This window comes from Paraburkholderia phenazinium (genome assembly GCF_900142845.1).
Classification (GTDB): domain Bacteria; phylum Pseudomonadota; class Gammaproteobacteria; order Burkholderiales; family Burkholderiaceae; genus Paraburkholderia; species Paraburkholderia phenazinium_A.
In genome coordinates this window covers 1,535,204-1,561,387 of the sequence record NZ_FSRU01000002.1, presented here as the reverse complement: position 1 = coordinate 1,561,387, position 26,184 = coordinate 1,535,204, and the positions used below count along the sequence as shown (strand labels likewise).

The following is a 26,184-nucleotide window of genomic DNA, read 5'->3' as shown; positions in this document are numbered from 1 at the left end:
TCTTCTTGTTAGCTGACTAAGCCGTCTCGGCATCGCGCGATTCTACAAAACTTCAGACGAATCAGCCAGATAGACAATATCAACAAACGTGAAGTGGTATTTATTGCCAAAATATAAATATGCTGTTGGAATATCGGTAAATTCTATTGAGTCACTGTGCTGTCTGGATCGAACGAACTGTGTCGATTTTCCGTTGGCGCCAACCTGAATAAAGGCATCGGATTGTTGAAAACTGCGGGTTGCCCAGTTCACATCCGGCATCCCGATTTTCACAACCGCGAGTTGTACTGTCGCGAGTTTTGCCGGGTCGTGTCCAACCGATCAGTAATATTGGCGTATCGGACAGCATGGGGCCACCGCACAGTGTCGCTCCGCACGACTGTGCTCGCGGCGTCCGACGCGTCCAGCCAATTTATAAGATTGATCGTATAGCCGTAAGCGCCTAGCAAATCTTGTTATTACCCACTTCTTTTTAGCGCAAGTTCGTAGCCAAGCTGGATGTCAGTTAGACGTCGCATCCCGCGCCACATGACGGTATTCCCGGGCGGAGGATCGTTGGCGCGCGCAAGGTAACCGCCGAGCTGCGCGAGCCTCATAACGTTGCGTAGAAGTGGTGGTGCCTGTGCGTTGTGATCCGGTTCGCGGACCACGTGTTCAAGCAGTTCGATTTCGGTTTGCGAAAAAGCAAGCTCGGCTGCTGCCTGTGGCGCGGACCGGGAAATCATCGTAAGCCAGAATATGCGCCAGCTCAGAACGCAGAATACCGCAATCAGGTTCGTGAGTCGGTCCGCTGTGCGAAGCCTCGACTCCTCTGCCTTGCAGCCCGATTTCAAGATCTTGTGGAAGGTTTCGATCTTCCAGCGCATGGCGTACCAGTCGAGTTTTTCGATTGCCTCGGCACGTGATCTCACTGGCAGATCGGTGATCAGCTTCCATTCAATGCGGGGGCGCCCCGGCGGTGGGTCACGCTCCTGTGCGTGAAGGACAGTCAGCTGTAACGCAACACAGCTGCCTTGTTTGCCAACGGGCGGCAATACCGTCATTCGCTGGTAGCGAAGCTCAAGTGTGACGATCATAGGGTGCCCTTTCGCGTCGCGAAGCTCAACGCGATGCAGCCCCTTGACTTTGACCTGCTGCATCGCGTTCGCGATCGTGTGCTGTCCGTCCCCTGCGTGTTGATTTGCACGGAATCCTGACCCGGGATTTGCATTGAATTCTGACCCACCCGTTGGACCAGCTTTGCGGGTTATGCGGTGGGTGTCTGGGTCTTCTTTCTCTCCTTCTTTGGCTGCGTCGTGCTGTTTCTGAAACGATAGCTATCGTTGCCTGTTTCTACAATGTGGCAGTGGTGCGTAAGCCGGTCGAGCAGCGCCGTCGTCATCTTTGCATCGCCAAACACACTAGCCCATTCGGCGAAGCTCAGATTGGTGGTGATGATGATGCTGGTTCGTTCGTAGAGCTTGCTGAGCAGGTGGAACAGCAGCGCACCGCCGGTCTGGCTGAAGGGCAGATAGCCGAGCTCGTCCAGCACCACAAGATCGGCATAGACAAGCCTTGTTGCGAGCTGCCCAGGCTTGCCGACCAGCTTCTCCTGTTCGAGCGCATTGACCAGCTCCATGGTGGAGAAGAAGCGCACGCGACGGCGATGGTGTTCGAGAGCCTGCACACCGATCGCGGTTGCCAGATGCGTCTTTCCGGTGCCGGGTCCGCCCACCAGAACGATGTTATGCGCCGAGTCGATGAACTCGCACTGGTACAACTGCCGTACCAGCGCTTCGTTGGCATCGCTGCAACTGAAGTCGAAGCCACCGATATCGCGATAGGCCGGGAAGCGCGCCACCTTCATCTGGTAGGCAAGTGAACGCACTTCTCGTTCTGCGAGTTCAGCCTTCAGCATCCCGGCGAGCACGAGTGAAGCTGACTTGTAGGCTGGCGAGTCCTGTGCTGCAAGCTCGCCCAACGCCTGCGCCATACCGTGCAGCTTGAGTGACTTGAGCATCTGCATCATGACGTCAGGCTGCATGGTTATCCTCCCGGCCCCTTAGTCGATCGTAGCGGCTGACGTTGGCCTGCGGCTCGACGGTCAGTGCGAAGGCCTGCGGTGTTTGCAGCGGCGGCACAGGCGGGCTGTCGAGCAGCCGGCTCAGGATGTTCAGCACCGTCTGCTTGTTTGGTGCGCCGGCTTCGAATGCCAGCTCGACGGCTGCGAGCACCATCTGTTCGTCGTGCAGCAGAACCAGCGCCAGAATCTCGACCATCTCCCGGTCACCGCCGGGACGCTTCAGCAGCACGCCCTGCAGCTTGCGGAATCCAGCTGGAAATTCTGCGAAGGGTGCACCATTACGAAGCGCTCCAGGTTTGCGCTGCAGGACTGCCAGATAGTGACGCCAGTCGTAGATGGTCTCGCCGTTGTCATGGCTGCGGTTGATCCGTCGGCCGTGCTCCGCAATCACCTGACCTTTAGCCACGAACACTAGCTTCGCGGCGTAGACCCGCAGGCTGATGGGGCGGTTGGCAAACGACGCCGGCACGCTGTAGCGGTTGCGCTCGAAGGTCACGAGACAGGTTGGCGAGACGCGTTTGGTGTGTTCAACGAAGCCGTCGAACGGTTGCCCAACCGGCATCAGGTGTGGCCGCTCGGCAGACCACGCGTCCCAGATCGTCATGTCCTGTTCGGGGTGCCGCGTCTGCTGCCAGAGCAGCACGCACTGGTCGGCCAGCCAGTCGTTGAGCGCCGCCAGCGAGCCGAACGTCGGCACCTTCTGCCAGAGCCGGTGCCGGCTGTCCTGGACGTTCTTCTCGATCTGCCCCTTCTCCCAGCCGGAGGCGACGTTGCAGAACTCGGCGTCAAACAGGTAATGGCTCACCATCGCGCTGAACCGTGCGTTGACCTCGCGGACCTTGCCGGGACGCACCCTGTCGACGGAGGTCTTCATGTTGTCGTAGATGCCGCGACGTGGAATGCCGCCCCACGCCACGAACGCATGGTGATGCGCGTCGAACAGCATCTCGTGGGTTTGCAGCAGATAGGCCCTCAGGAAGAAGGCACGGCTGTGACTGAGCTTGAGCTGCGCGACCTGCAGCTTGGTGCGCTCGCCGTTGATGACGGCCCAGTCCTCACTCCAGTCGAACTGGAACGCTTCGCCGGCCGCAAACCGGAGCGGAACAAACGTCCCGCGTCCGGTCGTCTTTGCCTGCTCGTGCTGTTCCTGTCGCCAGCGTCGGGCAAACGCTGCCACACGGTCATAAGAGCCGGTGAAGCCCAGCGCGCAGAGGTCCACGTGAATCTGCTTGAGGGTTCTGCGCTGTTTGCGGGGCCGATTCGCCTCGGTCTTCAGCCAACCAGCGAGCTTTGCAGCAAACCCGTCGAGCTTACTGGGGCTGTGGCGCTCGGGATATGCCGGCAGCACAGTGTCGGCCCGTATGTAACGCCTGACCGTGTTTCTGGACACGCCCAGCCGTTTGGCAATCTCGCGCAACGAGACATGATCGCGAAAGTGCCAGCGTCGGATGATGCTCAATATAGCCACGTCGATCACTCCGTTCCCCTGCCCGTTGCCGAGCAGGTCAGTGTTCTACGTGGGTCGATATTCGATGCAAATTACTGCGCGGGGTGGGTCAGGATTCCGTGCAAATCAACACTCACGCGGCTTCGCGTTCTTGCATATGGCGTCCGACAGCTTGGTTGGGTAGGAATGCATAGCCGTATATCGGGTGGGCGATATACAGAAGGATATACAGTTTTAGCCCGGATAGCCTGGATTTTCTTTGGATGTCTACGGACTGAAATCCCTTTAAATACTGGCCTTCCAGCCGCTTCGCCAGAACTCGGCGGATCTCCTCGGTCATCTATGAAGATAGCAGGTGGCGATTTTCATGAATGAAATAAGATGTTGATCTTGGAAGAATACGTTATTTTATTCGAATGGCAATGTACGTATTGGTACGCGATTTCGCGTGGGGCGGTTCGTTTGGCAGGTCCCACATGCCACGCCAGCCTGCCGTCGCGAGCTAGCTCCTGATATCAAGGGGATAGTGTAACGGGTTGGGCGCCTCTGCCGACTGATTAGCTATGCTTATCTTCTGCGCTGAAACATGAGGCAATCCAGGTCGGGTTGACTGCGGCAGTCGTTTTCGATGCCGCCATCATTCGCTACAGCGACCTTCAGCAGTCTGCTTAAGGTTGCCATCAGATTTTGCCGTTAGTATCGAATCCACTCGAGGAAGCCTTGCGGAAGGTGAGCGTGTCATCGTCAGCTCCGTGAGTGAGCGGTCGTGACGAAGCACAGCATTCACAAGCTCCGAAACTCTCACGGTATCGTAGCGGGACTCCACCCTGAACGCGGATTGATCAACACATGCGAACGCCTGGTTAGTCGATGAAGACGTTTTTGTTATGGTCCTGGGTTGCACTGCTCGGTGCTTGCACAAGCGTCTCCGTGGTGGACCGGTCACAAAATGGGAAATTCCTTTTAACCGCTACGAGCAGGAATCCGTTCGCGTCGTGGAGCACCGTGATGGATACGAGCCGAGATGGCGCACGAGCGTATTGCCGGGCACGGGACAGGGACATGTCGGAGGTCAATATCGATACGTTTTCATTTCCCCTGCGGAGCACGTGGGAAGCAGACCTACTCTTCATTTGTGTTCCGCGATGGAAACAGGATTGAAGATCCGCCAGGCAGCCCCGGCAGTTTTACGGATTTCTGTGCAAGCGGACTGCCGACAAGATGATCGTCACCTCGAACACAACGGCCATCAACCGCCATCAAATATTGCAAGACCGTAATGCGATGGACCAGATCGCGTAAGCAGGCAGTGTCTAAGCTCATCGCAGGGCATTCAGCGAACGAATGGCTGGATGTAAGTCTTGTCGGCAATGGAGCGCGTTCGGATGTTTTCGCGCGATCCCAATTCGCCGCCTCTTGCGGTCGCGACGCGACTCGCTCGATGCCGGAGTTTCCCATGAACCAGCTTTCATCGATCCGCATCTTCGTCAAGGTTGCCGAGTACCTGAACTTCGCTGAGGCCGCGAGGCAGTTGGGTGTTTCGAGCTCGGTCGTTACGCGCGGTGTCGCGTCGCTCGAAGAGCGCCTTGGCGTCCGTCTGATCAACCGCACGACGCGACGGGTAACACTGACGCGCGTCGGTCAATCGTACCGCGAGCGTGCCGTCGACCTGCTGCATCATCTCGATGAGATGGACGAGTGCATTGCATCGGCATTGGAACAGCCATCCGGCATGCTGCGGATTGCCGCGTCGTCGCTTTACGCGACCACGGATCTCCCGGAAGTGCTGGCCGCCTACCGCGCTCAGGAACCCCGCATGAAATTCGAGCTGACCGTGTTCGACACGATGAGCGACGTCGCGGTTAACGAGTTCGACGTCTGTTTCGGCGCGGAGCGGCGCTTACGAGACTCGTCGTTGGTTTGCCGGCCGCTCATGAAAACACGCGACGTCATTGTTGCGAACCCTGACTATCTGGCGCGTTACCCGGCACCCTGCACACCGGATGAACTGGCCTCGCACGACGTTCTCGTCGCGTCGGATGCACCGAGCCGTCACTGGGAGTTTCGCGACGCTCACGGCACACAACGTGTCGTCGTGCAGCCGATCATGAACATACAAAGCCCTCAGGTCGTCAAGCGTGCGGTGCAGGCGGGACTCGGTATCGCGCGCTTGTCATGGTCGCTCGTGCGAGACGAGCTCGCCAACGGCAGCTTGCGTGCATTGCTAGGCGACGCGCCGCTATCTGACGAAGAACGCACCGTGTGGCTTCTGTATTCGAAGCAGCCGCACATGGCGGTTGCATTGCGCAGCTTCATTGAGTTCGTCGTGGAGCGTTATCGTCAGAAGCCGCCGGAAAGCAAGGCACAAGACGACTTGCGCGTGTCTGCCGCACAACATCCAGCGAACAATACTGAATTGCTGTGGGGCTAGATTTTACAGTTCGACACGACAAGCCCGACATGTAAACGGCCGAAGTATCGTTGCCGATATTTCAGGGCCGACCATACCCATAATCTCTCTAACCCCATTAGGGTGTCACCTATGAGTCATAGCGCTTCTCGCGGACCGATCCTGGTAGAAGAGTCGCCCGTTCAGGCTCCGCCGGAACTGATTGAACAATGCTTCAACCGGGTTGAATATTATCAGCCGCTTTACGGCGTCACCGGCATCGAAGGACCGCTACGCTCGTGCAGGGATAGAGCCGTTGTCATCGAGGCGGCGCTCGATTCGTTGGGACCGTGCTTTAGCCTTGTCGACTTCGGCTCGTCGCTCGGATATTTTCCATTTTTCTTTGCCGACCGCGGTGCCCGGACGACGGGTATCGACATCAACCCCGAAAACACCGCGGTTGCGCGCGCCACTCAACGGGTCAACGGGCTGAGCGCCACGTTCGAAACTGCGCCTCTCGACTTGACGAAGGTCCGCACAATCTCGCCTGGCGAATATGACGTGGCTCTCGCTCTCAGCGTACTTCATCACATCACGTTGCGACGTGGTATGGACTATGTCAAGCAGCTGGTTGCTGAACTACTCGCCCGCATTCCCATTCTGATTGTTGAGCTCGCGCATCGCGACGAAGCGGTCAACTTCGTCTGGCGAGCGTGTCTTCCAGAGGATTCCCTGGAAATATTCTCCGGGTGCGGTCACGCTCAGATTCAACACCTGGGCGACTTCCCGAGTCATCTCTCGTCGAGTGTCCGTCCTATGTATCTTGTCAGGAGGTAATGGAGCCGGACTGAACGGAAGCCGCGGACTAGAGCGGTTTCCTCGCGCTCAGGTACGCGATGCGCTCGGCACCGAAGAGCTGACCCGAATCGACGCGTGGACGGAACACCTGTTCGAAGAATTGTCTTTCTTCTGGTGTGAACTGTTCCGACAGCAATTTTTCGAGCGATGGGGCCCAAGGAAAGGGCGACGATTTCAACACGAGATTCCACGTGGCCAATTGGGAGCGCCCTACGTCAATGTGGAATTCCATGTGAATATCGGTGAAGCCGGTATCCAGGGCGTAACGGACCAGGTCGCGTTCGCTGAAATTGGTCATCGGATTGCTCGAAATGCTTTCCTCTGTGTCGGGAAATTGCGTGGCTCTCCAGCGATGCAAAAGCCGGAAAAAGCGGTCATCCGATCCCGTCGGATGAGCGTCGACAAATTTCTTTAAGGAATTCGCCTCAAACGCTTCGTCGCGCCGTATAGGTTCCGCAATGGAAACCCGTCCGCCAGGCTTGAGGATCCGGCGAAACTCGCGCAGAACTGCGATCTTGTCGGGAAGATAGGCCAGCACCGCGCGGGTCGTGACGACATCGACCGACTCGCCTGGAATGTCGTTGAGCGCTTCTGCGGAACATTGGAGAAAGGTGCATTGATCCCGCACCCCGCGTTGAATGGCGATGGACTCGGAGTGTTGAAGCAGGGACGCTGAGATATCGGTTAGAACCACGCGTAGCGAAGGGCCGATGCGATCAATCGCGCGAAACGCGACGAGGCCGTCGCCTGTGCCAACGTCAACCAGCGTCATTCCCGGGGCGAGTTGTGCAGCGTCGAGAACGCGATCGGCATATTGCGCGATTTCAGCGCGCAATGTTCGTTCGTGCGACGGGTCATCGGCGAATCGTTCGTGCAGAAGCCAATTCGCCCACACATCGGATTGTGACTGGGGTTGATCGTTGTTCATCTATCGCAGGTCCACTGGTAAGCGTGGGCAGCCAGGTCACGAGAGGCTGTCTAGCGCGGAAGGGCTGAGCCTCTGTGCGGAGAGGCTGCGCGCCGTTGCCTGAGCGAGCGTCGTTTGGCTAGACTTGAATCTAGCAGACAGACCTTAGGACAACCTGAAGGGACCATGCGCCGCTAACTGCGCATCCGCGTTACCACGCAATGAAAGTGTCAGGTGTTGCCGCTGCGCGATGCGGGCGGCAATCGCGAGCCCCAACCCGCTACCCGTTCCCTTGGTATGTTCGCCACGATAGAAACGGTCGAGTACCCGGTCAAGCTCTTCCGCGGGAATACCCGGTCCGTTGTCCAACACTTCGAAGCCGAGATGGTTTGCGTGACAGGAGTCGTTCCATAATGGCTAGTTATCCAAACTATTGAGTGAAGTAGGTTATCCAGAACGTCCCTTAAATATTGCTTAACGATAACGCAAGTTACAAAAAATATAGTGCTCAAGCAACCACATGCGCCTGCCGTTAGAAAAGATGCCGTAATGCGGCGTAATTTCTTTGGAGATCACTATGTCAATACAGGCAGTAGGGCAACATTCGGCGCAGCCAGTGGCGTCGAACACGACACCTCAGGGTGCGCAATCTGCAACCGGAGTCTCATCATCCGGCAACGCATCATCTTCGAGCGCTTCCACTCAGGCATCGTACACGGTGAGCATTAGCAATGCCGCGCATGCGGCGCTGGCTGAGGCGACCGAAACATCTGTTCAAACCGCGCAAGAGGCCGGCCATGGCGATCGCCAGGCACAGCGGCTTCTGGCAAAGGAGCAAGCGGCAAAAGCAGGCTAATCCGTGCGAGCGCACCTAACCGGAGGCTAAGGTCCCTGCGAAAACTGCCGCGCTCGTCCTGCAGTTTTCGCAGCATCCCGCCGCGTGCGTTCTGCGTCGCACCAAACGTCGTGCGCTCACGCACCCTACGCAGGTCTGTCAAAAAAAACAGGCCGGACGCGAGTCTCAAGCGCCGCTACCTGCGAAGAAGAGAACGTTTCAAGGGCGCTTGCTCGAAAAACTCGACTTTGCACGGGGGGTGAAGTGTGCAGTCTCGTGCCCTGACCAGACGGGGGATGACCTCAAGCGGTGCCGTCACCCAGTAGTGATCAAGGCCGATCTGCACCACCTCCGCCCCTGCATGAATCGATGTCATGACCTCAATAACGGTTTGCAGTCGCCGCAGGGGCTCGGACGTCGCAATCGTGCAATCGCAGAGTTGTGCGCCGCCTTCGATAGCGTCTCCTTGGCGATCCTCGCTGCAGCAGCCCTCCCTGAGCCTGTCCGATGTCGAGCCTCGCATCGACGAAGTGGAGTTGTCAACGGGTTCGTTCATATCCGCTTTCCCATAGCACCACTATCGCGGTGACCTGACACGATAGTAGCGGTCGGACCTGAAGGGACCCTTAAGCGTCGATGTATCGTCCGCATTGACCTTCAACTCATCGCTGTTCGACTACGGGTCGCCGTTGATTCCAGTGCAACTATTTCTGCTTCATCCAATAGAGAAGGAATACTGATTAAATAAAAATCAAGGAGCCGGGAAATTGCAAGGCCTTCGCAGAAGTCGACGCCCAGCGCTTTTTCAACTCGCTGCGCGTGAATAATATTTCATGCGATTGCGCTGCGGTTGTAACCCATCGAACGAAGAATCGTTTTACTGTAGCAACTTATACGTTGGGTCGCATGACCGGAGCTACTACCATGAACCAATACTTTTCGACGGCTGTGCTCATCGCTCTGCTGCGCACCAGTTCCACGCTGCTATTTGCAGAAGCAATCGCGAGAGCCTCGACTCGGTGACGTTGGGATACGCATCAATATCGTCCCAATTCCTCAAAGAGTACGTCGCCGCAAATGACGTACCTGGCCTCCTCGGTTTCAACACAGACTGCGAGCGTCACACATAGATTCATTGACCCCGATGTCACGTAAGGTTCGCTGACGACGGTCGCACCGGGATGACTTGCCGCGTTTCTGAAGTATGGCCGTTTCGACCAGTTGGCATCTGCCTTCCTGGTTAGCATGGGGAACCGCGCTTGCCTGCGCATCGGATGACTTTTCGATTCCACGGGTGCGCCGATCTGTGCGCCGCTCTCATCCAGCAGGAACATGCGAAGCGAGAGGGGGAGGCCGAGAAAGCGCATCGCGCATTCGGGAAAGTTCCGTCCCGGCTTGAACGCATGCGTGACGTCTTCAAACGCCTGCCGGTACGGTTGCAAACCGGCCAGGTCTGCAATGGGTTTGATTCGATTGCCACTTTGAAGGGGGGGCAGGGGGAATCCGGCGCTGTAAACCTGCAAGTCGCTTTTGTCCGCAAGCGCCAATGGGCGGCCAAAGTAGTAGCCCTGTGCGAAATCGGCATCGCAATCGAGGCATAGGAGCGCCTCTGCTTCCGTCTCCACCCCTTCGACGGCGACGAGCGTGCCAATTTCGTGCAGGAGTCCTACCAGGCGTAGCAGGCTGCGTGCCTTCAGATGACTCGTAGCCGCTTGCCGGATAAGCTCGCGATCGAGTTTTACCACGTCGGGCTGCAGATCCCAGACACGGCTTAGATTTGTTTCGCCCGCGCCAAAGTCATCAAGAGCGATCAGGAAACCGTGCAGCCGCAACTGGGCGACCGCATCGGCGAGCACGCCATTTCGCGGCTGAGGCGTTTCCAGAATTTCGATCGCGACCCGCGCCGGCGATATGCCGCAAGCCAGGATATCGGCAACGAGCCCCAGCCCGTGAATCGGATGCGTGAGGACTTCAGGCTGCGCGTTGATAAACAGGATGCTTTTGTCGTCCGCGAAGCGCACGAAGTGGCCGGTATGACATCGGACACACTCCCGCTCGAATTCGCCGGTACGCCCAGCGAGCCTTGCATGCCTGAAGGCATCCAAAGGCGAACAAGGCTTGCCGTCTAGCGATGAGCGGAGCAATGCCTCGTGTCCAACCGGCGTTTGATGAGCAAGAGACAAGATGGGCTGAAACGCACTGTTCACGCTCGGTAAGCAACGAGGAGTCTCTTCGCTCATAGGATGGCGCCACCAGGATGAATTCGGTAAAGGGCAACGACGTTGATTCTAGCGCCGACGGGCGACCGCGATGTGGACACCCTCTTCTAGAAGCTGTCCCACTCTCCAGCCGCGGCGGCTTGCGCGATCCGAACGGGCTGCGCCGGCGGCCGCTTCAGGGCTGCTGCAGCGGGTGCAGAAGCGCGCGCCGGAATCGCCGGCGTGGGCGTGGGCGTTTGCGTTTGCGCGACAGGGCGGCTGCCCTCGGCGCCGCGTGAGGCGTTCAGCCTGAATATCGAGGCGGCGGCTTTCAGATCGGCCGCCTGCGACTCGAGCGAGCTGGCGGCGGCCGCCGCCTGTTCGACAAGGGCCGCATTCTGCTGCGTGACTTCGTCCATCTGCGTAACGGCCTGATTGACCTGGCCGATGCCCTTGCTTTGTTCGTGCGAGGCGGCGGTAATTTCACCCATGATGTCGGTCACACGCCTGATCTCGTGCGTGATCTCGCGCATCTTCGTGCCGGCTTCCTGCACATGCTCCGCGCCTGCCCGGACCCGCTCCACGGAATCGTGGATCAGCTCCTTGATCTCCTTGGCTGCCGCCGAGGAGCGCTGGGCCAGCGACCGCACTTCCGAGGCCACCACCGCGAACCCCCGCCCTTGTTCACCTGCACGCGCCGCTTCGACGGCCGCATTCAGCGCAAGGATATTGGTCTGGAAGGCGATACCCTCGATGATGCCGACAATATTGGCGATCCTGTCCGAACTGGCGTTGATGCCTTCCATGGTGTCCACGACGCGCGACACCACGGCGCCGCCCTGTTCCGCGACGTGGGCGGCCTGCGCAGCAAGCTGGTTGGCCTGACTGGCGTTCTCGGCATTCTGGGTCACGGCCGAGGTCAGTTGCTCCATGCTCGACGCAGTCTCCTCGAGCGAAGCGGCCTGCTCTTCAGTACGCTGCGACAGGTCCTGGTTGCCCGCCGCGATCTGGTGCGTGGCGGTGGCGATCGACTCAGCCGAAACCCTGATGGTGCCGATGGTCTGTGTGAGCTGCTCCTGCATGCGCTTCATCGAAAAGAGCAGGCTCGAACGATCGTTTGGCGCCGTCTTCACCACGGCAGTCAGATCGTTGCCGGCAATCTGGTTGGCGATTTCGGCAGCATAGGAAGGCTCACCGCCTAATGCGCGGAGGATGCCGCGATTGAGCAGTGCCACGCCGGCCGAAAGGGCGCCGGCCAGTACCAGCAGGATTCCGAGGCTCCGGTACAGCGTCGAGCGGAAGGCGGCGTCGATGTCGTCCACATAGAGCCCTGTCGTGAGAATCCAGTCCCATGGCTGGTACCTCACGTTGTAAGCAATCTTGGGCGATGCCTCGGTTTCACCCGGCTTCGCAGCGGCATATGCGGTAAAGCCTTCGCCGTCACGCTTGATGAGCGCAACGATATCCTTAAAGACGTAAACGCCGTTCGAATCCTGGTAGTCGCTGACGTCCTTGTCGGTCCACTCCGGTCGTGTTCCGTGCATCAGGACGGTCGGATGAGAATTGACGATCTGAAAATAGCCGTCCATGCCGTATCGCATGTTCCTGATGCTGTCCATGGCCCGCTTTTGAGCTTCCGCGACGGGCACGGCGCCGGTGGCTGCCTGGTCACCGAAAGTCTTGACCACCGTCAGGGCGATCTCAGATGCGTGTTTCAGATCGGCCTTGCGCTCATCCATTTGCATTTCTCGAGTCTGGTAAGCGTGGTAGACCGATATTCCGGCGAGACACAAAAGGCTCAGGATGAGCGGCAACCAGAGCTTCTGTACAAAGGACAGTTTCATACGTATGGATTCCTTGCGTTGAACACGCCATGAGCAGGCGAATTGCACTCGATAGACATAAATAATGCTTCACACAAATATCGGCCAAGGTTCACACCACTTGAGCCGAAAGCGAAAACTGCGGCGGTTTGCCGCGGTGTTACTGAAACCCATGGCGCAAAACGCTTGCAGGAGCGCGCGGATCGACCACCGAGGTGCGCGGGTCAACCTGTCTGAATTGTAAAAATACGGATTCCTAATGGATTTCCGAAGAGTGGCAACATTGAGCGGGACCGCATCCCGGAGGTATCCGCAGCCGCGCTGTATGAGAGCATGCGGCGGCGAGGCGGGCCCATCTGCGGCAAACCGCCGCAAATGCCGCTTTTCACTCAAGCGCGGCGCGTTCGGGCCGATATTTTGTGTGATGCATTCATGGGATGAAATTTGTCTTCATGGCGACCATCAGCAGATCGCGGCGTGCAACCGGGACCTGTCGCAGCGTACTGAAGAGCAGACTCCGAAGACAGGGTTCAGCGGGTTCGAACGTGGAATACGTGTGCGAACAAAGCATGATCAGGTGTTGAGTCAACATGCATTTAAATTCATACAAGTTTCCCGAACACGTAACGATGGACATCGCATCAGGTCGCTGGAGCAACCCACTACTATCAGTACTGCTCGCCTTTGCCGCAACAACGCTCGCTTGCGTTGTCAGCCTGGCACTCAAGAGCATGGATCAGGAAATCTCGCCGATCTGGCTCGTCGACGCCGTTCTGCTCGCGCAGATGATGGTTGCGCGGCCCCACCAACGATACGGGGTGTTCGTTGGCGGCGTACTCGGCAATTTTTCGACGCGGCTGTTTGTCAGTCACGACCTGGTGGGAGCGCTCTGCTTTTCGTTCGCCGACCTTGTCGGCGTTGTGATTGCGTTGAGGTTCGCTCCGCGTATCTCAACGGTTGCCGAACTGATCCGCCCGAAACCGCTCATCAGGTTTCTCGTGGGTGGCGTCGTGTTTTCAACCTTCGTGTCCGGACTCGTTGCGGTGACCTTGCAGGGGGCGCCGGAAGGGAGTTCCCGGTTGCCGTCCATGACGACCTGGTTCATCGCGCATGCGCTGGGTTGTGCGATCTTCACACCTGCCGCCGTGGCCTTCTGGACCGGCGAGCTTGCCAATCTCGCGCGCGTGGACCAGCGCGGGAAAAACGGCGTTCTGTTGCTGCTGGTCTGCGTCGTCACGATCGGCGTATTCGGACAACGCCAGTTCCATCTGCTCTACTGGGTGCTTCCGCCCATCGCGTTACTGGCATTTCGGGCAGAACTAGCCGCCGTGCTGCTTGGCGTCCTGCTGTGCCAGGCCATTGCGATGTGGTTCACGGTGCACGGTTTGGGCCCTTTCTGGATCGAACCTTTTGTGCGCATGCAGGACCGCATCTTCGCCTTGCAGCTTTACTACATGGCGGTGCTACTTATCGCGCTGCCCATCAGCGCCTCTCAGGCACAGCGCAACCGTCTCATCGCACGGCTAGGTGACGGCGAGCGCCGCTACCGGGTGCTCGCCGAGAACGCGAGCGACATCGTCATGAGCATGGGGTTGGAGGGCCGGCTTACCTACGTTTCACCCAGGGTGACGCCGGCGCTGGGCTATGCCCCGGACGACCTGATCGGCATGTATTACCCGGAGCTCGTTCTACCGGACGACCGCGCTGCGCTGACAATGGCCATTGAAAGCGTGATGAGGGGAGCGATCGAGGCGTTCCAGGACAGTCGCTGGCGGCGACCGGACGGGCAGGTCGTGTGGATGAAAACGAGTCTGCGACTGCTCATCGACCCGTTCTCCAGCAAGCCGGAGGCGCTGATGGCGACAGTTCGCGACATTACGGAAAGCAAGGTCGCCGAGCAGCGTCTCGCAGACGAGCGAAAGGAACTGCAGGCGCTCGCTTTCCGCGATGGCCTGACAGGCCTGTTTAACCGGCGATATTTCGACCGCGAACTCGAGCGCCAATGGCGCAAGGAAGCACGGGCGCTCAGCCTGAGCCATGTGGCCGTGATCATGATCGATATCGACGCCTACAAGGACTACAACGATCACTTTGGGCATCAGGGTGGCGACGAGTGCCTGCGTACGGTCGCACAGGCGATTGCTTCTGTCGCCCGGCGTCCAACGGACATGGTGGCGCGGTATGGCGGCGAAGAGTTCGCGCTGATCTTGCGCGATACCGATGAGCAGGGCGCGATGAAAGTTGCCGAGGGCATCCGGACCGCCATTGAAAGCCTGCGGCTGCCACATCCGGCTTCCCGTGCCGGGATCGTGACCGTCAGCGCCGGCGTGGCAGTGCAGCGAGCGGGTGAAGACGGCGACGGCAACGGTCTGGTCGCGGCTGCAGACAGGGCGCTCTATGCCGCCAAACAACAGGGGCGGAACCGGACCTGCACAGCGGATACCGATTGCGCCGATCAGGGCGCTCCGTGATGCGACCGCGCTTCGCGCTTCACAGCGTGAATGGTCTGCACAAAATAAATCGTCGGCGGCCTCATCGCCCGGCGTATAGTGGGTCCAATACTCACGTATCGGGGAATCGCCATGGCTGAACTCTATCCGGCTATCTATAAGGACTTCGAAGTGCATCCGCTGGTGTTCTCGCGGGAGTTCGACAAGTTCGACGGCCACAAGCGGCACGCCGAGGGTTATGACGTCGCCGTGCGCGTTTGCCGTCCAGGTGCAATCAGCGGCTCGAAGGCGAGCCGCGTGTTTCGACTCGTGCGGCCCGCCACGTTTTCCGATTTCGGCATCGCCAAGCGCAGCGCCAGCCAGTACGGCGCGGACATCATCGACGGCAAGGTGGAAGGCGCATCGGTTGCCGATCTTTGAGGCCAAAAAAATAATCCGTCTGATTGTTTGACGATTTGCCGACATCTCTATACAATCCGTTTTCTCTGACGCGGGGTGGAGCAGTCTGGCAGCTCGTCGGGCTCATAACCCGAAGGTCATAGGTTCAAATCCTATCCCCGCAACCAAGCATATGGAAAGCCCGCTGGCGATCGCCACGCGGGCTTTTTCATTTGTGGGCAGGCCATATTTCAGGCATCGCCGCGTACCTTGCAATCATTATGGTGTACTGAGGGATATGAGTGCGCCGGGATCAGCGGCCTGCATGCCAGGCCAACCTCCAATGGCATCTGAAAGAAAGCAAAGGTAGTATTCGGCGCTAGAGGGTGCTGCGCCCGCTAACGGTGCACGACCCGCGACGCAATCCTGGTTTGAAGGACGTTGAAATGGACACCTACATCCTGTTGGGCGGTGGTTTCGGAATAGCGCTGGCCATCGCCATCTGGGGCATCTGGAAGCTCAGATAGGGCGGGCCCCGCATGCATGCACGCGCGGACGAAGCAATCCCACCGCTGCAACACATTTTCATCGCGTTGTATCAAGAACCTGCTACAAGCTAGTTATCCCGCTGGTGCGAGGGCCGTATGTGCGTCAGGCGCCAATACGGTCAGGCATGCCGTTAATTTCATTTAACTTACGACACCCTATGTCCTCATCTGTCACCAGCCCCTCGAGCCAGACCGCCAACACCGCGCCCAGCCTCGTGCTGGGGGCGATCGGCGTGGTGTTCGGCGACATCGGCACGAGCCCGCTCTACACGTTGCGCGAATGTCTGAAGGCGGCGGGCGGCATCAGCCAGCCCAACGTGTTCGGTATCGTGTCGCTGATTCTCTGGTCGATCATCGTGGTGGTCACGCTCAAGTACGTGAGCTTCGTGATGCGCGCGGACAACGACGGCGAAGGCGGCATCCTCGCGCTCACTGCACTGGCCTCGCGGGTGGCGCCGGCGCGTCTCTCCCAGGTGCTGCTCACGCTGGGTGTATTCGGCGCGGCGATGTTCTACGGCGATTCGATGATCACGCCGGCCATCTCGGTCATCTCGGCGGTGGAGGGCGTCACGCTGGTCGACCCGAAACTGACGGCGTGGATCGTCCCCATCTCGCTGGTGATTCTCACTGGCCTCTTCAAGCTGCAGAAGCGCGGCACGGGGACGGTCGGCAAGGTTTTCGGGCCGGTGATGATCGTCTGGTTCATTACGCTGGCGGCGCTGGGCCTGCTGCATATCGTCGCCGGGCCGGCCATCATCGAGGCCGTCTCGCCGCTCTATGCGGTGCGCTTTGTGGCGCACGCACCCGGTACGGCCTTCGTGGTGCTGGGTTCGGTGTTCCTCGCGTTGACGGGGGGCGAAGCGCTTTACGCGGACATGGGGCACTTCGGCAAGAAGCCGATCCGTCTCGCCTGGCTGCTGCTGGTGCTGCCGAGCCTCGTGCTGAACTACTTCGGCCAGGGCGCGCTGGTGCTGGCGCGGCCCGCCACGGTGGAGCAGCCGTTCTTCGAGTCGGCGCCCGGCTGGGCCCTGGTGCCGCTGGTTCTGCTGGCCACAGCCGCCACCATCATCGCCTCACAGGCAGTGATTTCCGGCGCGTTCTCGATGACCAAGCAGGCGGTCCAGCTCGGCTTTCTGCCGCGCATTCCGGTGGTCCATACGTCGACGCATGAGGTGGGTCAGGTCTACGTACCGTTCATCAATGTTTCGCTGTACGCGGCGGTCGTGTTTCTGGTGGTGTTCTTCAAGTCTTCCGACAATCTGGCTGCGGCCTATGGCATTGCCGTCGCCTCGACGATGCTGCTCACCACGCTGCTGATGTATTTCATCACGCACTCGCTGTGGAACTGGAAGCCGCTCGCCACCTTCGTGGTCATCGGCCCGCTCGCGCTGGTCGACGCGGTGTTCGTCTCGAGCAATGTCAGCAAGGTGCTCGACGGCGGCTGGTTTCCGCTGCTGGCCGGCGGCGTGCTGTTCACGATCATGACCACATGGCATCGCGGCCGCGAAGTCGTCGTGGAGCGCATGAAGACCGACAACATTCCGCTCGCGGGACTGATCAAGTCGCTGTGCGGCGGTTCGCATCCGCCGCCGCGCGTCGATGGCACGGCGGTGTTTCCGGGCGGCGTGGCCGGCATGACACCGTCCGCGTTCATGCACAACCTCAAGCACAACCGGGTGATGCACGGCATCAACATCTTCATGGCCGGCATGACCGACAACGTGCCGCACGTGCACGACGAGCAGAAAGTCACCGTGGAAGACATGGGCTACGGCTGCTATTCGGTCACCGTGCGCAATGGCTTCATGGAGATTCCCAACGTGCCGGCCATCCTGCTGCTGGTCGCGAAGAAGATCCCTGACTGGCAATACGAGCCGGCGGACACGTCCTTCTTCCTCGCGCGCGATACCGTGCTGGCCACGGGAGAGAGCAAGGCCATGGCGCTGTGGCGCGAGAAGCTGTTCGCGTTCCTCGGACGCAACGCGGCCCAGGCGGCCGAATACTATAGTTTGCCGGCCAACCGTGTCGTCGAACTGGGCGGCCAGATCAATCTGTAGCTTCCGCCTCGCGGCTGGGTGCTCGCCCGGCCGCTTCCCCCGCCACCGTAGGCGCGACGTAAGCCGCTCAGGCCACTACGCAACAGAAGCCGATTGAATTGGCTCTGCACGGCGAATCAAGTTGACTTTTGGTTCTCAAAATGTCTAGAATTCCGCGTCGTCACAAATGGGGCTAATGCCTTGGACAGTAGCAGTAGTCGATCTTCGATCGGATTCGCCGCCTGACCGGCAAGACGCCCGCGCAGTATTCTTTACGCCGCCGTCTTGCCAGCAGGCAGACGGTGCGCGCCGTAGTCAATCTCCTCCGTGCACCTTTATCAGCGCCACCTGAACCCAGCGAAAGCGTGTTCGCGTGGCTTCGTGTCGCGAGCTTCGCTCGTGGCTGCGCTTGCGCGCGCGCTGGAATGCTCCGGCGCGCGCCGGGCGTGTAGACAAACACACGCGGCGCGCATGTGCAGTGCGCGCGGTCGACGCCGATAAGGAGTGTCCCATGCCGGACCCTGACAGTTACCCCACACCGTGTCCTTTATGCCGCTGTACCTTCCCTTTGCCTGAAGGAAGCGAGTAGATCGCCGCCGTCGCGCGCATGCCGCGTTGCCCTCCGAGTCTGCTGGCTTCCATTGAATCGCGTTAAGCCAAACGCTCGGAGAAACACCATGAACTTCGGTCTCCTTCTGTCGCAACTGCCGCACGTCCAGGAATCGCGCGTCCATTACGACGCCTTGCTGTCGCTGCAAGCCCGTGAACCGCACAAGCTGGCCGCCCTCTGGCACAGCTTCAAGTCGTTTATCTCCTGAATTCTTTGGTCTTGTGTCGTCTGCACACGCCATCGTCGCTGACGATGAAATGCGTGAGCGGACGACGCAGGCGTGTGCTGTTCCCTTGTTCGCCCATGTTGAGCCATGAGTCATTTCAGCTTTTCGCCGCGAGTGTTTGACCCCGCTGCCACGCGTTGCCTCAGCGTCGCTCCGTATGCTTCAAAAACCCGTGACCGGGGAGACGCCTGATGAATTTCAATTTCAATCTGAACCGCACCGCCAATGCTTCCGCGTGGCGCCTGCTGCCCAACGGCTGGGACTTCGTCGCCTTTCCGCTGATCATCTGCGTGATCGCTTCCGCAGCGATCGGTTTTCACCAGACGCTCGCGCCGATGTCGACGTTGAAGACCCAGGTCATCTCGCTCGACCCAACGAGCCTGCCCGAATATGCGCTGCGCACGACGCTGCGCATGCTCGCGGCAATGGTGGCGTCGCTGGTGTTCACGCTGACCTACGGCACGCTCGCCGCGAAGAGCCGTCGCGCGAGCCTCGTGCTGGTGCCGATTCTCGACATCCTGCAGTCGGTGCCGGTGCTGGGCTACATTTCGTTTACGGTTACGTTCTTCCTCGCGCTGTTTCCGGGGCGCGTACTCGGCGCGGAGCTGGCGGCGATCTTCGCCATCTTCACGAGCCAGGCGTGGAACATGACCTTCAGCTTCTACCAGTCGTTGCGCACGGTGCCGCGCGATCTGGATGAGGTCTCGCGCGGTTTTCACCTGACCGGCTGGCAGCGTTTCTGGAAGCTCGAGGTGCCGTTCTCGATGCCGGGCCTCATCTGGAACATGATGATGTCGATGTCGGGCGGCTGGTTCTTCGTGGTGGCCTCGGAGGCGATCACGGTGGGCAACAACACGATCACGCTGCCGGGCATCGGCGCGTATCTGGCCCAGGCCATCTCCGACAAGAACCTGCACGCCATCGGTTGGGTGATTCTCGCGATGACGATCGTGATCATTGCGTACGACCAGCTTCTGTTCCGTCCGCTGGTGGCGTGGGCCGACAAGTTCCGCATGGAGAACACCAGCTCGGGCGATGCGCCGGAATCCTGGCTGCTCGATCTCGTGCGTCGCACGCGGCTGATTCACCGTGGTCTCGTGCCGATGGGCAAGCTGTTCGCCAACGCGGCGCGCTTGCCGATGCGTCTGCCGGGCGTGAGCCGCATCAGTTTCAGTCTGCCGCGCCGGCAAAAGAAGTCGTCGCTGGTGGGCGACGTCATCTGGGGGACGCTCGTGATCCTCCTGACGGTCTATGTCGTCTATCGCGTGGTGAGCTATGTCCGGACCGGCGTCGATCTGGCCGAAGTGGAGCACGTGCTGGTGCTGGGCCTGATCACGCTGCTGCGCGTGGCATTGCTGATTGCGATCTCGTCGCTGATCTGGGTGCCGCTCGGCGTATTGATCGGGCTGCGTCCGGCGTTGGCCGAAAAGATCCAGCCGCTCGCGCAGTTCCTCGCGGCGTTTCCGGCCAACCTGCTGTTCCCGGTGTTCGTCATCGTGATCGTGCGCTTCCATCTGAATCCGGACATCTGGCTCTCGCCGCTGATCGTGCTCGGCACGCAGTGGTACATCCTCTTCAACGTGATCGCGGGCGCCAGCGCCTATCCGAACGACTATCGCGAAGTCGCCACCAACTTCCGCATCCGCGGCTGGCAGTGGTGGCGCAAGGTGATGCTGCCGGGCATTTTTCCGTACTACGTGACAGGTGCCATCACCGCCTCGGGCGGCGCGTGGAACGCGAGCATCGTGGCCGAGTTCGTGCAGTGGGGCGATACCAAGGTGGTCGCCCACGGTCTGGGTTCCTATATCGCGCAGACCACCGCCGCGGGTGACTTCCCGAAGATCATTCTCGGCATTGCCGTGATGTCCCTGTTCGTCACGTTGTTTAACCGCACGTTGTGGCGTCCGATGTACGCCTACGCCGAATCCAAGCTTCGGCTCGATTGAGAGTAAAACACGATGCTAAATCCAAAAACTGTCTCTGCCGATCTGTTCCAGACGACGTCCCAGACGCCGTCGACGAGTTCGCGCCTCGGGGAAGAAGTGCTGCGCGTGACGGATGTGAGCCGGGGCTTCGACAAGAACCAGGACGAACTGCTGGTACTCGACGGCGTGAACCTGTCGCTGCGCGAAGGGGAGATCGTCGGCATGCTGGGCCGTTCGGGTTCGGGCAAGTCGACCCTGCTGCGGATCATCGCCGGTTTGATCGGGCCGACCGGCGGCGAGGTCTCGTACCTCGGCAAGCCGCTCGACGGTCCCGCCAAGGGCGTGGCGATGGTGTTCCAGACCTTCGCATTGTTCCCGTGGCTGACCGTTCTGCAGAACGTGGAAGCGGGCCTCGAAGCGCAGGGTGTGGGCGCGCGCGAGCGCCGCGAACGCGCGCTCGCGGCCATCGACCTGATCGGTCTGGACGGTTTTGAAAACGCCTATCCGCGCGAGCTCTCGGGCGGAATGCGTCAGCGTGTGGGCTTCGCCCGCGCGCTGGTGGTCGACCCGACGCTGCTGCTGATGGACGAGCCGTTCTCCGCGCTCGACGTGCTGACCGCCGAAACGCTGCGTACCGACCTGCTGGATCTGTGGACGCAGGGCCGCATGCCGATCAAGTCGGTGCTGATCGTCACGCACAACATCGAAGAAGCGGTGTTCATGTGCGACCGGATTCTGGTGCTGTCGTCGAACCCGGGCCGCGTGATCGCCGAGATCAAGGTGCCGTTCAATCACCCGCGCAACCGTCTCGATCCGGCGTTCCGCAAACTGGTGGACGAGATCTACGCCAAGATGACCGCGCGCCAGCACGACGAATCGGCGAAGAAGGGGCTGGAGCTGGGCAGCTGGCTGCCGCATGTTTCGACCAACCTGATGGCCGGTCTGATCGAAATGCTGGCGGCGGCGCCGTACCACGGCCGTGCGGACATGCCGGAAATCGCCCGTTCGCTGCATCTCGAGGTGGACGATCTGTTTCCGGTCGCCGAAGTGCTCCAGCATCTGGGTTTCGCGGAAGTGCGCGAAGGCGACATTCTGCTGACGCCGCCGGCACGCGTGTTTGCCGAGTTCGGCACTCAGGAGCGCAAGATGATGTTCGCCGAGCATCTGCTGCGGCATGTGCCGCTTGCCAAGCGGATCAAGACGGTGCTCAACGAGCGTCCGGGTCATCGCGCGCCGCGCGTGCGTTTCGAGCAGGAACTGGAAGACTTTTTGACCGACAGCGCCGCGGAAGACACGCTCGACGCGGTGATCAACTGGGGCCGCTACGGCGAGATATTCTCGTACAACGATCAGACGGAACTGTTCAGCCTGGCGGACGTGGAGGCCTGACGGTCCTGCGCCTGCCCCAGGCTTGGGCTCGTTGGGCTTAAGCCGTTACGGGAGCAGCGGCATTAGCCTGCCGCTGCGCCTTGCTGATCCGCCTCGATCGCCCAGTCGACCGCAGCCTGCGCATGCAGCGCTGTGGTGTCGAACACCGGCAACGCGGCATGCTCCGGCTTGATCAGGAGCGTGATCTCCGTGCAGCCGAGAATTACCGCCTGCGCCCCGCGCGCCGCAAGATCCGAGATCACGCGCTGATAGACGCGCCGTGAGTCGTCGCGGATCGCGCCATGGCACAACTCGTCGTAAATGATGCGATGCACGTCGGCGCGATCGCTTTCGTTTGCGACCAGCGTGTCGAGCGCGTAGCGCTCGCGCAGCCGTCCTGTGTAGAAGGTCTGCTCCATGGTGTAGCGTGTGCCGAGCAAGCCGACCCGCTCGATGCCCGCGGCGCGCAGCGCGTGGCCGGTCGGATCGGCGATGTGCAGGAAGGGAATCGCGATGGCCTGTTCGATCGACTCGCACACCCGGTGCATCGTGTTGGTGGCGAGGATCACGAGGTCCGCGCCGCCGCGTTCGAGCTGGCGCGCGGCGCCGGCCATCAGCGTGCCGAGTGCGTCCCAGTCGCCCGCGCGCTGGTGCGCTTCGACGGTGGCGAAATCCACCGTCAGCAGCAGGCTGCTGGCGTTGTGATGGCCGCCGAGGCGCGCCTTCGCGTGGCGGTTGAGGATCTGATAGTACTCAGTGGACGATTCCCAACTCATGCCGCCAATAATGCCGATCGTTTTCATTGCGCTGTCCCGCCGATGCTGATGGCCCATGGCCGATTGCCGATTGCCGAGTATAGGCCGGGCAGGGCGGTGGGAAGCGGTACGGATGGGCGGGATTGCGCCGGTACGGCTTCGCTCAAGGTGGTGGACTGTGCGCGGCGATCAGCGCCGTATGGGTCAAGCGTGCGCCGCCTGCAGGCAAGCCACGCCTGAAGGCAGCAACGGCGCCCCTAGGCCTTCGGCAGCTTGGATTTCCCACGCGGCCCGCGCGGCTTCGGCTCGACACCCACGCGCGGATCGCGCGCGAGCACGAGCGCCGTCACCTGTTCGACACTGTCTTCAAACGCCGGATCCGCTTGCGGGACATACAGCCATTTCCCGAGCACCGGATGCGGCCGCAAGGCGGGCACGTCGGCGATGAGCGCGGCGTGGCGCTCCTGCGACGTGCAGATCAGCAAACCATTCCACGGCGGATCGCGATCGGCGGCAACCAGACACAGCAGGCCGTCGAGATAGGCCGCGTCGGAGCCGAACATCCGCTTGCTGAGGAAGGTGGATTCGCGCTCGAAGACGTCGAAGATCCAGGCGAGCGAGTTGCGGATGGAAGAGGGCATGAGCGTGAAGATCGGTGGGCTTCTTGATAATACCACTGTATTTTTGTACAGTAGTGTATCGTGAATCTGCTCGACACCTCTCCCGCCGTATCGTCTTCGCGGCCCGTGCCTTCCTTGCGCAAGATCATTCATTGCGACTGCGACTGTTTCTACGCGTCGGTCGAAATGCGTGACGATCCAACGCTGCGCGGGCGGCCGCTGGCCGTGGGTGGCCGGCCCGATCACCGCGGCGTGGTGGCCACCTGCAATTACGAGGCGCGGCGCTTCGGCGTGCATTCGGCCATGTCGTCGGCACTGGCGTTGCGCAAGTGCCCCGAACTGCTGATCATTCCGCCGTCCATGGAGAAGTACCGCATCGCCTCGCGGCAGATCATGGCGATCTACGGCGATTACACCGCCGAAGTCGAGCCGCTGTCGCTCGACGAAGCCTATCTCGACGTCACCTGCACCGACCGCTGCAAAGGCAGCGCGACGCTGATGGCCAACGAGATTCGCGAGCGGGTGCGCGAGACGGTTGGTGTAACCGTGTCGGCGGGCGTGGCGCCCAACAAGTTCGTCGCCAAGATCGCTTCGGACTGGAACAAGCCGGACGGTCTCCATGTCGTGCGGCCGCACGAGGTCGATGCGTTCGTCGCGGCTTTGCCGGTGCGCAAGATTTTCGGCGTGGGCAAGGTGACGGCGGCGAAGCTCGAAAAGCTCGGCCTTACCACCTGCGCACAGTTGCGCGACTGGCCGCTGGTCGAACTGCACCGTCAGTTCGGGGTGTTCGGCAAGCGGCTCTACGAGTTGTCGCGCGGCATCGACGAGCGGCCCGTGCGGGCCGACCGCGAGCGCAAGTCGGTGAGCGTGGAGACCACCTACGTCACGGATCTGCGCACGCTCGAAGAATGTGCGGCGGAACTGCGGCGGCTCGCCGAACAACTGGACGGGCGCATTGCGCGCGCCGAAGCGGGCGCGGCGGTGCGCAAGCTGTTCGTGAAGATCCGTTTCGCCGATTTTCAGCGCACCACGGTCGAATGCGTGGGCGAGGTGCCGCATCTGCCCACGCTGCTGGCATTGCTGGAGAAGGGCTTCGCGCGTCGCAATCAAGCGGTGCGGCTGCTGGGCGTAGGTGTGCGGCTCGAAGAGGAGCATCTTGCGCAGCCCGGGCAGTTCACGCTGTTCGACGACGATCCCGCGGATGAAGTGATCGAGGCGCCGCCGCAAGCTTCCACGGAAGACCCCGACGCGTAGGCCTTGGCGAGCTCGCCAAGGGTGCTATGAGAAGCGGTCGCGGACAGCGCTCGCAAGAAGCACCCGGCAACACGTCGCCCCAAACGCTTTCTGGCGCCGATAGAATCGATGGCAGTCAAAGGAGCGAGACATGGACCTGATCATCCGCCGTGCCAGCCTGCCGCGTAGCGTCGCCGCGCATCGGGAGCCCGTCGATATCGGCATCGAAGCGGGGCGCATCGTCGCCGTCGAGCCGCATCTGGCGGCAAGCGCCCACGAAGAAATCGACGCCGCCGGTTCGCTCGTCACACCGCCCTTCGTGGACCCGCACTTCCATATGGACGCGACGCTGTCCTATGGTCTGCCGCGCGTCAATGCATCCGGCACGCTGCTGGAAGGCATTGCGCTGTGGGGCGAACTGAAGCCGCAACTGACTCAGGAAGCCTTGATCGAGCGCGCACTGCAGTACTGCGACTGGGCGGTCGCGCGCGGCCTGCTGGCGATTCGCAGCCACGTCGACGTGTGCGACCCGCGCCTGCTGGCCGTCGAAGCGCTGCTCGAAGTGAAGCGGCGCGTGGCGCCTTACCTCGACCTGCAACTGGTGGCGTTCCCGCAAGACGGCGTGCTGCGCAGCCCCGGCGCCTTCGACAACCTGAAGCGGGCGATCGCGCTCGGCGTCGACGTGGTCGGCGGCATTCCGCATTTCGAACGGACCATGGCCGATGGCGCGGAGTCGGTGCGCATCCTCTGCGAGTACGCTGCGGAGCAGGGCTTGCGTGTCGACATGCATTGTGACGAATCGGACGACCCGCTCTCGCGCCACATCGAAACGCTGGCGGCGCAGACCCACCGGCTGGGCTTGCATGGACGCGTCACCGGCTCGCATCTGACCTCGATGCATTCGATGGACAACTACTACGTCAGCAAGCTGCTGCCGCTGATGCGCGAGTCGGGGGTGGCGGCGATTGCGAATCCGCTCATCAACATCACGCTGCAGGGCCGCAGCGACACCTACCCGAAGCGGCGCGGCATGACGCGCGTGCCGGAGATGATGGCCGCGGGCATCAACGTCGCGTTCGGCCACGATTGCGTGATGGACCCGTGGTACAGCCTCGGCTCGGGCGACATGCTCGAAGTGGCGCACATGGGGTTGCACGTTGCGCAGATGACCGGCATCGACGCGATGCATGCCTGCTTCGACGCGGTGACTGTGAACGCCGCGCACATCCTCGGGCTTGAGGGGTATGGCATCGCGCCGGGCTGTGCAGCGAATTGCGTGCTGCTGGACGCCCGCGATCCGGTCGAAGCGATCCGCTTGCGCGCCGCGCGGTTGGCGGTGATCCGGCGCGGCAAGGTGGTGGCGCGCTCGCCGGCGGCACGGGCGACGCTTTCGCTCGAAGGGCGGCCTGCAGAGGTGGATTTCAAATTGCAGCGGGGTTAGGTGCCGGGATATCCAGGCACAAAAAAACCGGTGCTTGCGTGAGCAAGACACCGGTTTTTTACCCGGCGGCGTGCA

At 60.7% G+C, this 26,184-nt stretch carries 20 protein-coding genes, 1 tRNA gene and 1 pseudogene; 12 read left to right on the top strand and 10 right to left on the bottom strand.

From position 1 onward, the window contains the following. Nucleotides 1–42: 42 nt before the first annotated feature. The 4 genes from BUS12_RS38365 to istA all read right to left on the bottom strand — a co-directional run bounded on the left by BUS12_RS38365 (nt 43) and on the right by istA (nt 3,539). Complete coding sequence (locus BUS12_RS38365) at nt 43–252, bottom strand: hypothetical protein (RefSeq protein ID WP_143788443.1); 210 nt, start codon at nt 250–252, stop codon at nt 43–45. 206 nt (nt 253–458) lie between these two features. After that, nucleotides 459–1,151: an IS4 family transposase gene (locus BUS12_RS24015; protein WP_290439583.1), complete on the bottom strand. Its 693-nt coding sequence runs from the start codon at nt 1,149–1,151 to the stop codon at nt 459–461. A 95-nt stretch (nt 1,152–1,246) separates the two neighbouring features. Next, on the bottom strand, nt 1,247–2,023 hold the full coding sequence (gene istB / locus BUS12_RS24010; RefSeq protein ID WP_074299947.1) for an IS21-like element helper ATPase IstB: 777 nt from the start codon (nt 2,021–2,023) through the stop codon (nt 1,247–1,249). Continuing rightward, nucleotides 2,013–3,539, bottom strand: a complete 1,527-nt coding sequence (istA, locus tag BUS12_RS24005) for an IS21 family transposase (RefSeq protein ID WP_074299945.1) — start codon at nt 3,537–3,539, stop codon at nt 2,013–2,015. The genes istB and istA overlap by 11 nt, the downstream gene beginning before the upstream one ends. Before the next feature lie 1,426 nt (nt 3,540–4,965). Here istA and BUS12_RS23990 point away from each other — a divergent pair. Continuing rightward, on the top strand, nt 4,966–5,940 hold the full coding sequence (locus BUS12_RS23990) for a LysR family transcriptional regulator (RefSeq protein WP_074299939.1): 975 nt from the start codon (nt 4,966–4,968) through the stop codon (nt 5,938–5,940). A 111-nt stretch (nt 5,941–6,051) separates the two neighbouring features. Then, entirely contained in the window at nt 6,052–6,735 is a 684-nt protein-coding gene (locus tag BUS12_RS23985) for a class I SAM-dependent methyltransferase (RefSeq protein WP_074299937.1), read from the top strand. 28 nt (nt 6,736–6,763) lie between these two features. Here BUS12_RS23985 and BUS12_RS23980 read toward each other — a convergent pair whose 3' ends face one another. Together BUS12_RS23980 and BUS12_RS23975 are read right to left on the bottom strand one after the other, a co-directional pair. Continuing rightward, the gene (locus BUS12_RS23980; protein ID WP_074299935.1) at nt 6,764–7,684 is read right to left on the bottom strand and encodes a class I SAM-dependent methyltransferase; all 921 of its coding nucleotides are present in this window, start codon (nt 7,682–7,684) and stop codon (nt 6,764–6,766) included. Nucleotides 7,685–7,828: 144 nt separating this feature from the next. Further along, nucleotides 7,829–8,047: pseudogene (locus BUS12_RS23975) on the bottom strand (ATP-binding protein); the annotation flags it as partial. Between the two features lie 193 nt (nt 8,048–8,240). Between BUS12_RS23975 and BUS12_RS38360 the strand changes: the two are divergent. After that, on the top strand, nt 8,241–8,519 hold the full coding sequence (locus BUS12_RS38360) for a hypothetical protein (RefSeq protein WP_143788442.1): 279 nt from the start codon (nt 8,241–8,243) through the stop codon (nt 8,517–8,519). Nucleotides 8,520–9,535: 1,016 nt separating this feature from the next. Here BUS12_RS38360 and BUS12_RS23965 read toward each other — a convergent pair. Further along, entirely contained in the window at nt 9,536–10,738 is a 1,203-nt protein-coding gene (locus BUS12_RS23965) for a sensor domain-containing phosphodiesterase (protein WP_074299931.1), read from the bottom strand. An 86-nt stretch (nt 10,739–10,824) separates the two neighbouring features. Next, a complete protein-coding gene (locus BUS12_RS23960) occupies nt 10,825–12,540 on the bottom strand; it encodes a methyl-accepting chemotaxis protein (protein ID WP_074299929.1) in 1,716 nt (571 codons plus the stop codon). Nucleotides 12,541–13,148: 608 nt separating this feature from the next. On the opposite strand from BUS12_RS23960, the gene BUS12_RS37890 reads away from it, so the two are divergent. From BUS12_RS37890 to BUS12_RS23925, 7 genes are all read left to right on the top strand, one after another. Continuing rightward, a complete protein-coding gene (locus tag BUS12_RS37890; RefSeq protein WP_171991708.1) occupies nt 13,149–14,990 on the top strand; it encodes a bifunctional diguanylate cyclase/phosphodiesterase in 1,842 nt (613 codons plus the stop codon). 111 nt (nt 14,991–15,101) lie between these two features. Next, complete coding sequence (locus BUS12_RS23945) at nt 15,102–15,389, top strand: hypothetical protein (protein ID WP_074299926.1); 288 nt, start codon at nt 15,102–15,104, stop codon at nt 15,387–15,389. A gap of 69 nt (nt 15,390–15,458) precedes the next feature. After that, nucleotides 15,459–15,535 (top strand) — tRNA-Met (locus BUS12_RS23940). 518 nt (nt 15,536–16,053) lie between these two features. Then, a complete protein-coding gene (locus BUS12_RS23935; protein WP_074299924.1) occupies nt 16,054–17,952 on the top strand; it encodes a potassium transporter Kup in 1,899 nt (632 codons plus the stop codon). Nucleotides 17,953–18,608: 656 nt separating this feature from the next. Further along, a complete protein-coding gene (locus tag BUS12_RS38910; RefSeq protein WP_171991707.1) occupies nt 18,609–18,749 on the top strand; it encodes a hypothetical protein in 141 nt (46 codons plus the stop codon). Between the two features lie 209 nt (nt 18,750–18,958). Further along, on the top strand, nt 18,959–20,713 hold the full coding sequence (locus tag BUS12_RS23930) for an ABC transporter permease (protein ID WP_074299922.1): 1,755 nt from the start codon (nt 18,959–18,961) through the stop codon (nt 20,711–20,713). 12 nt (nt 20,714–20,725) lie between these two features. Then, a complete protein-coding gene (locus BUS12_RS23925) occupies nt 20,726–22,081 on the top strand; it encodes an ABC transporter ATP-binding protein (protein WP_074299920.1) in 1,356 nt (451 codons plus the stop codon). A 62-nt stretch (nt 22,082–22,143) separates the two neighbouring features. Here BUS12_RS23925 and BUS12_RS23920 read toward each other — a convergent pair whose 3' ends face one another. Together BUS12_RS23920 and BUS12_RS23915 are read right to left on the bottom strand one after the other, a co-directional pair. Further along, the gene (locus BUS12_RS23920) at nt 22,144–22,863 is read right to left on the bottom strand and encodes an aspartate/glutamate racemase family protein (RefSeq protein WP_074301672.1); all 720 of its coding nucleotides are present in this window, start codon (nt 22,861–22,863) and stop codon (nt 22,144–22,146) included. Between the two features lie 209 nt (nt 22,864–23,072). Then, entirely contained in the window at nt 23,073–23,456 is a 384-nt protein-coding gene (locus tag BUS12_RS23915; protein ID WP_074299918.1) for a hypothetical protein, read from the bottom strand. A gap of 60 nt (nt 23,457–23,516) precedes the next feature. On the opposite strand from BUS12_RS23915, the gene dinB reads away from it, so the two are divergent. Next, nucleotides 23,517–24,689: a DNA polymerase IV gene (dinB, locus tag BUS12_RS23910; protein WP_253190195.1), complete on the top strand. Its 1,173-nt coding sequence runs from the start codon at nt 23,517–23,519 to the stop codon at nt 24,687–24,689. A 130-nt stretch (nt 24,690–24,819) separates the two neighbouring features. After that, nucleotides 24,820–26,109, top strand: coding sequence for an amidohydrolase family protein (locus tag BUS12_RS23905; protein ID WP_074299916.1), 1,290 nt, complete (start codon nt 24,820–24,822; stop codon nt 26,107–26,109). Nucleotides 26,110–26,184 lie beyond the last annotated feature (75 nt).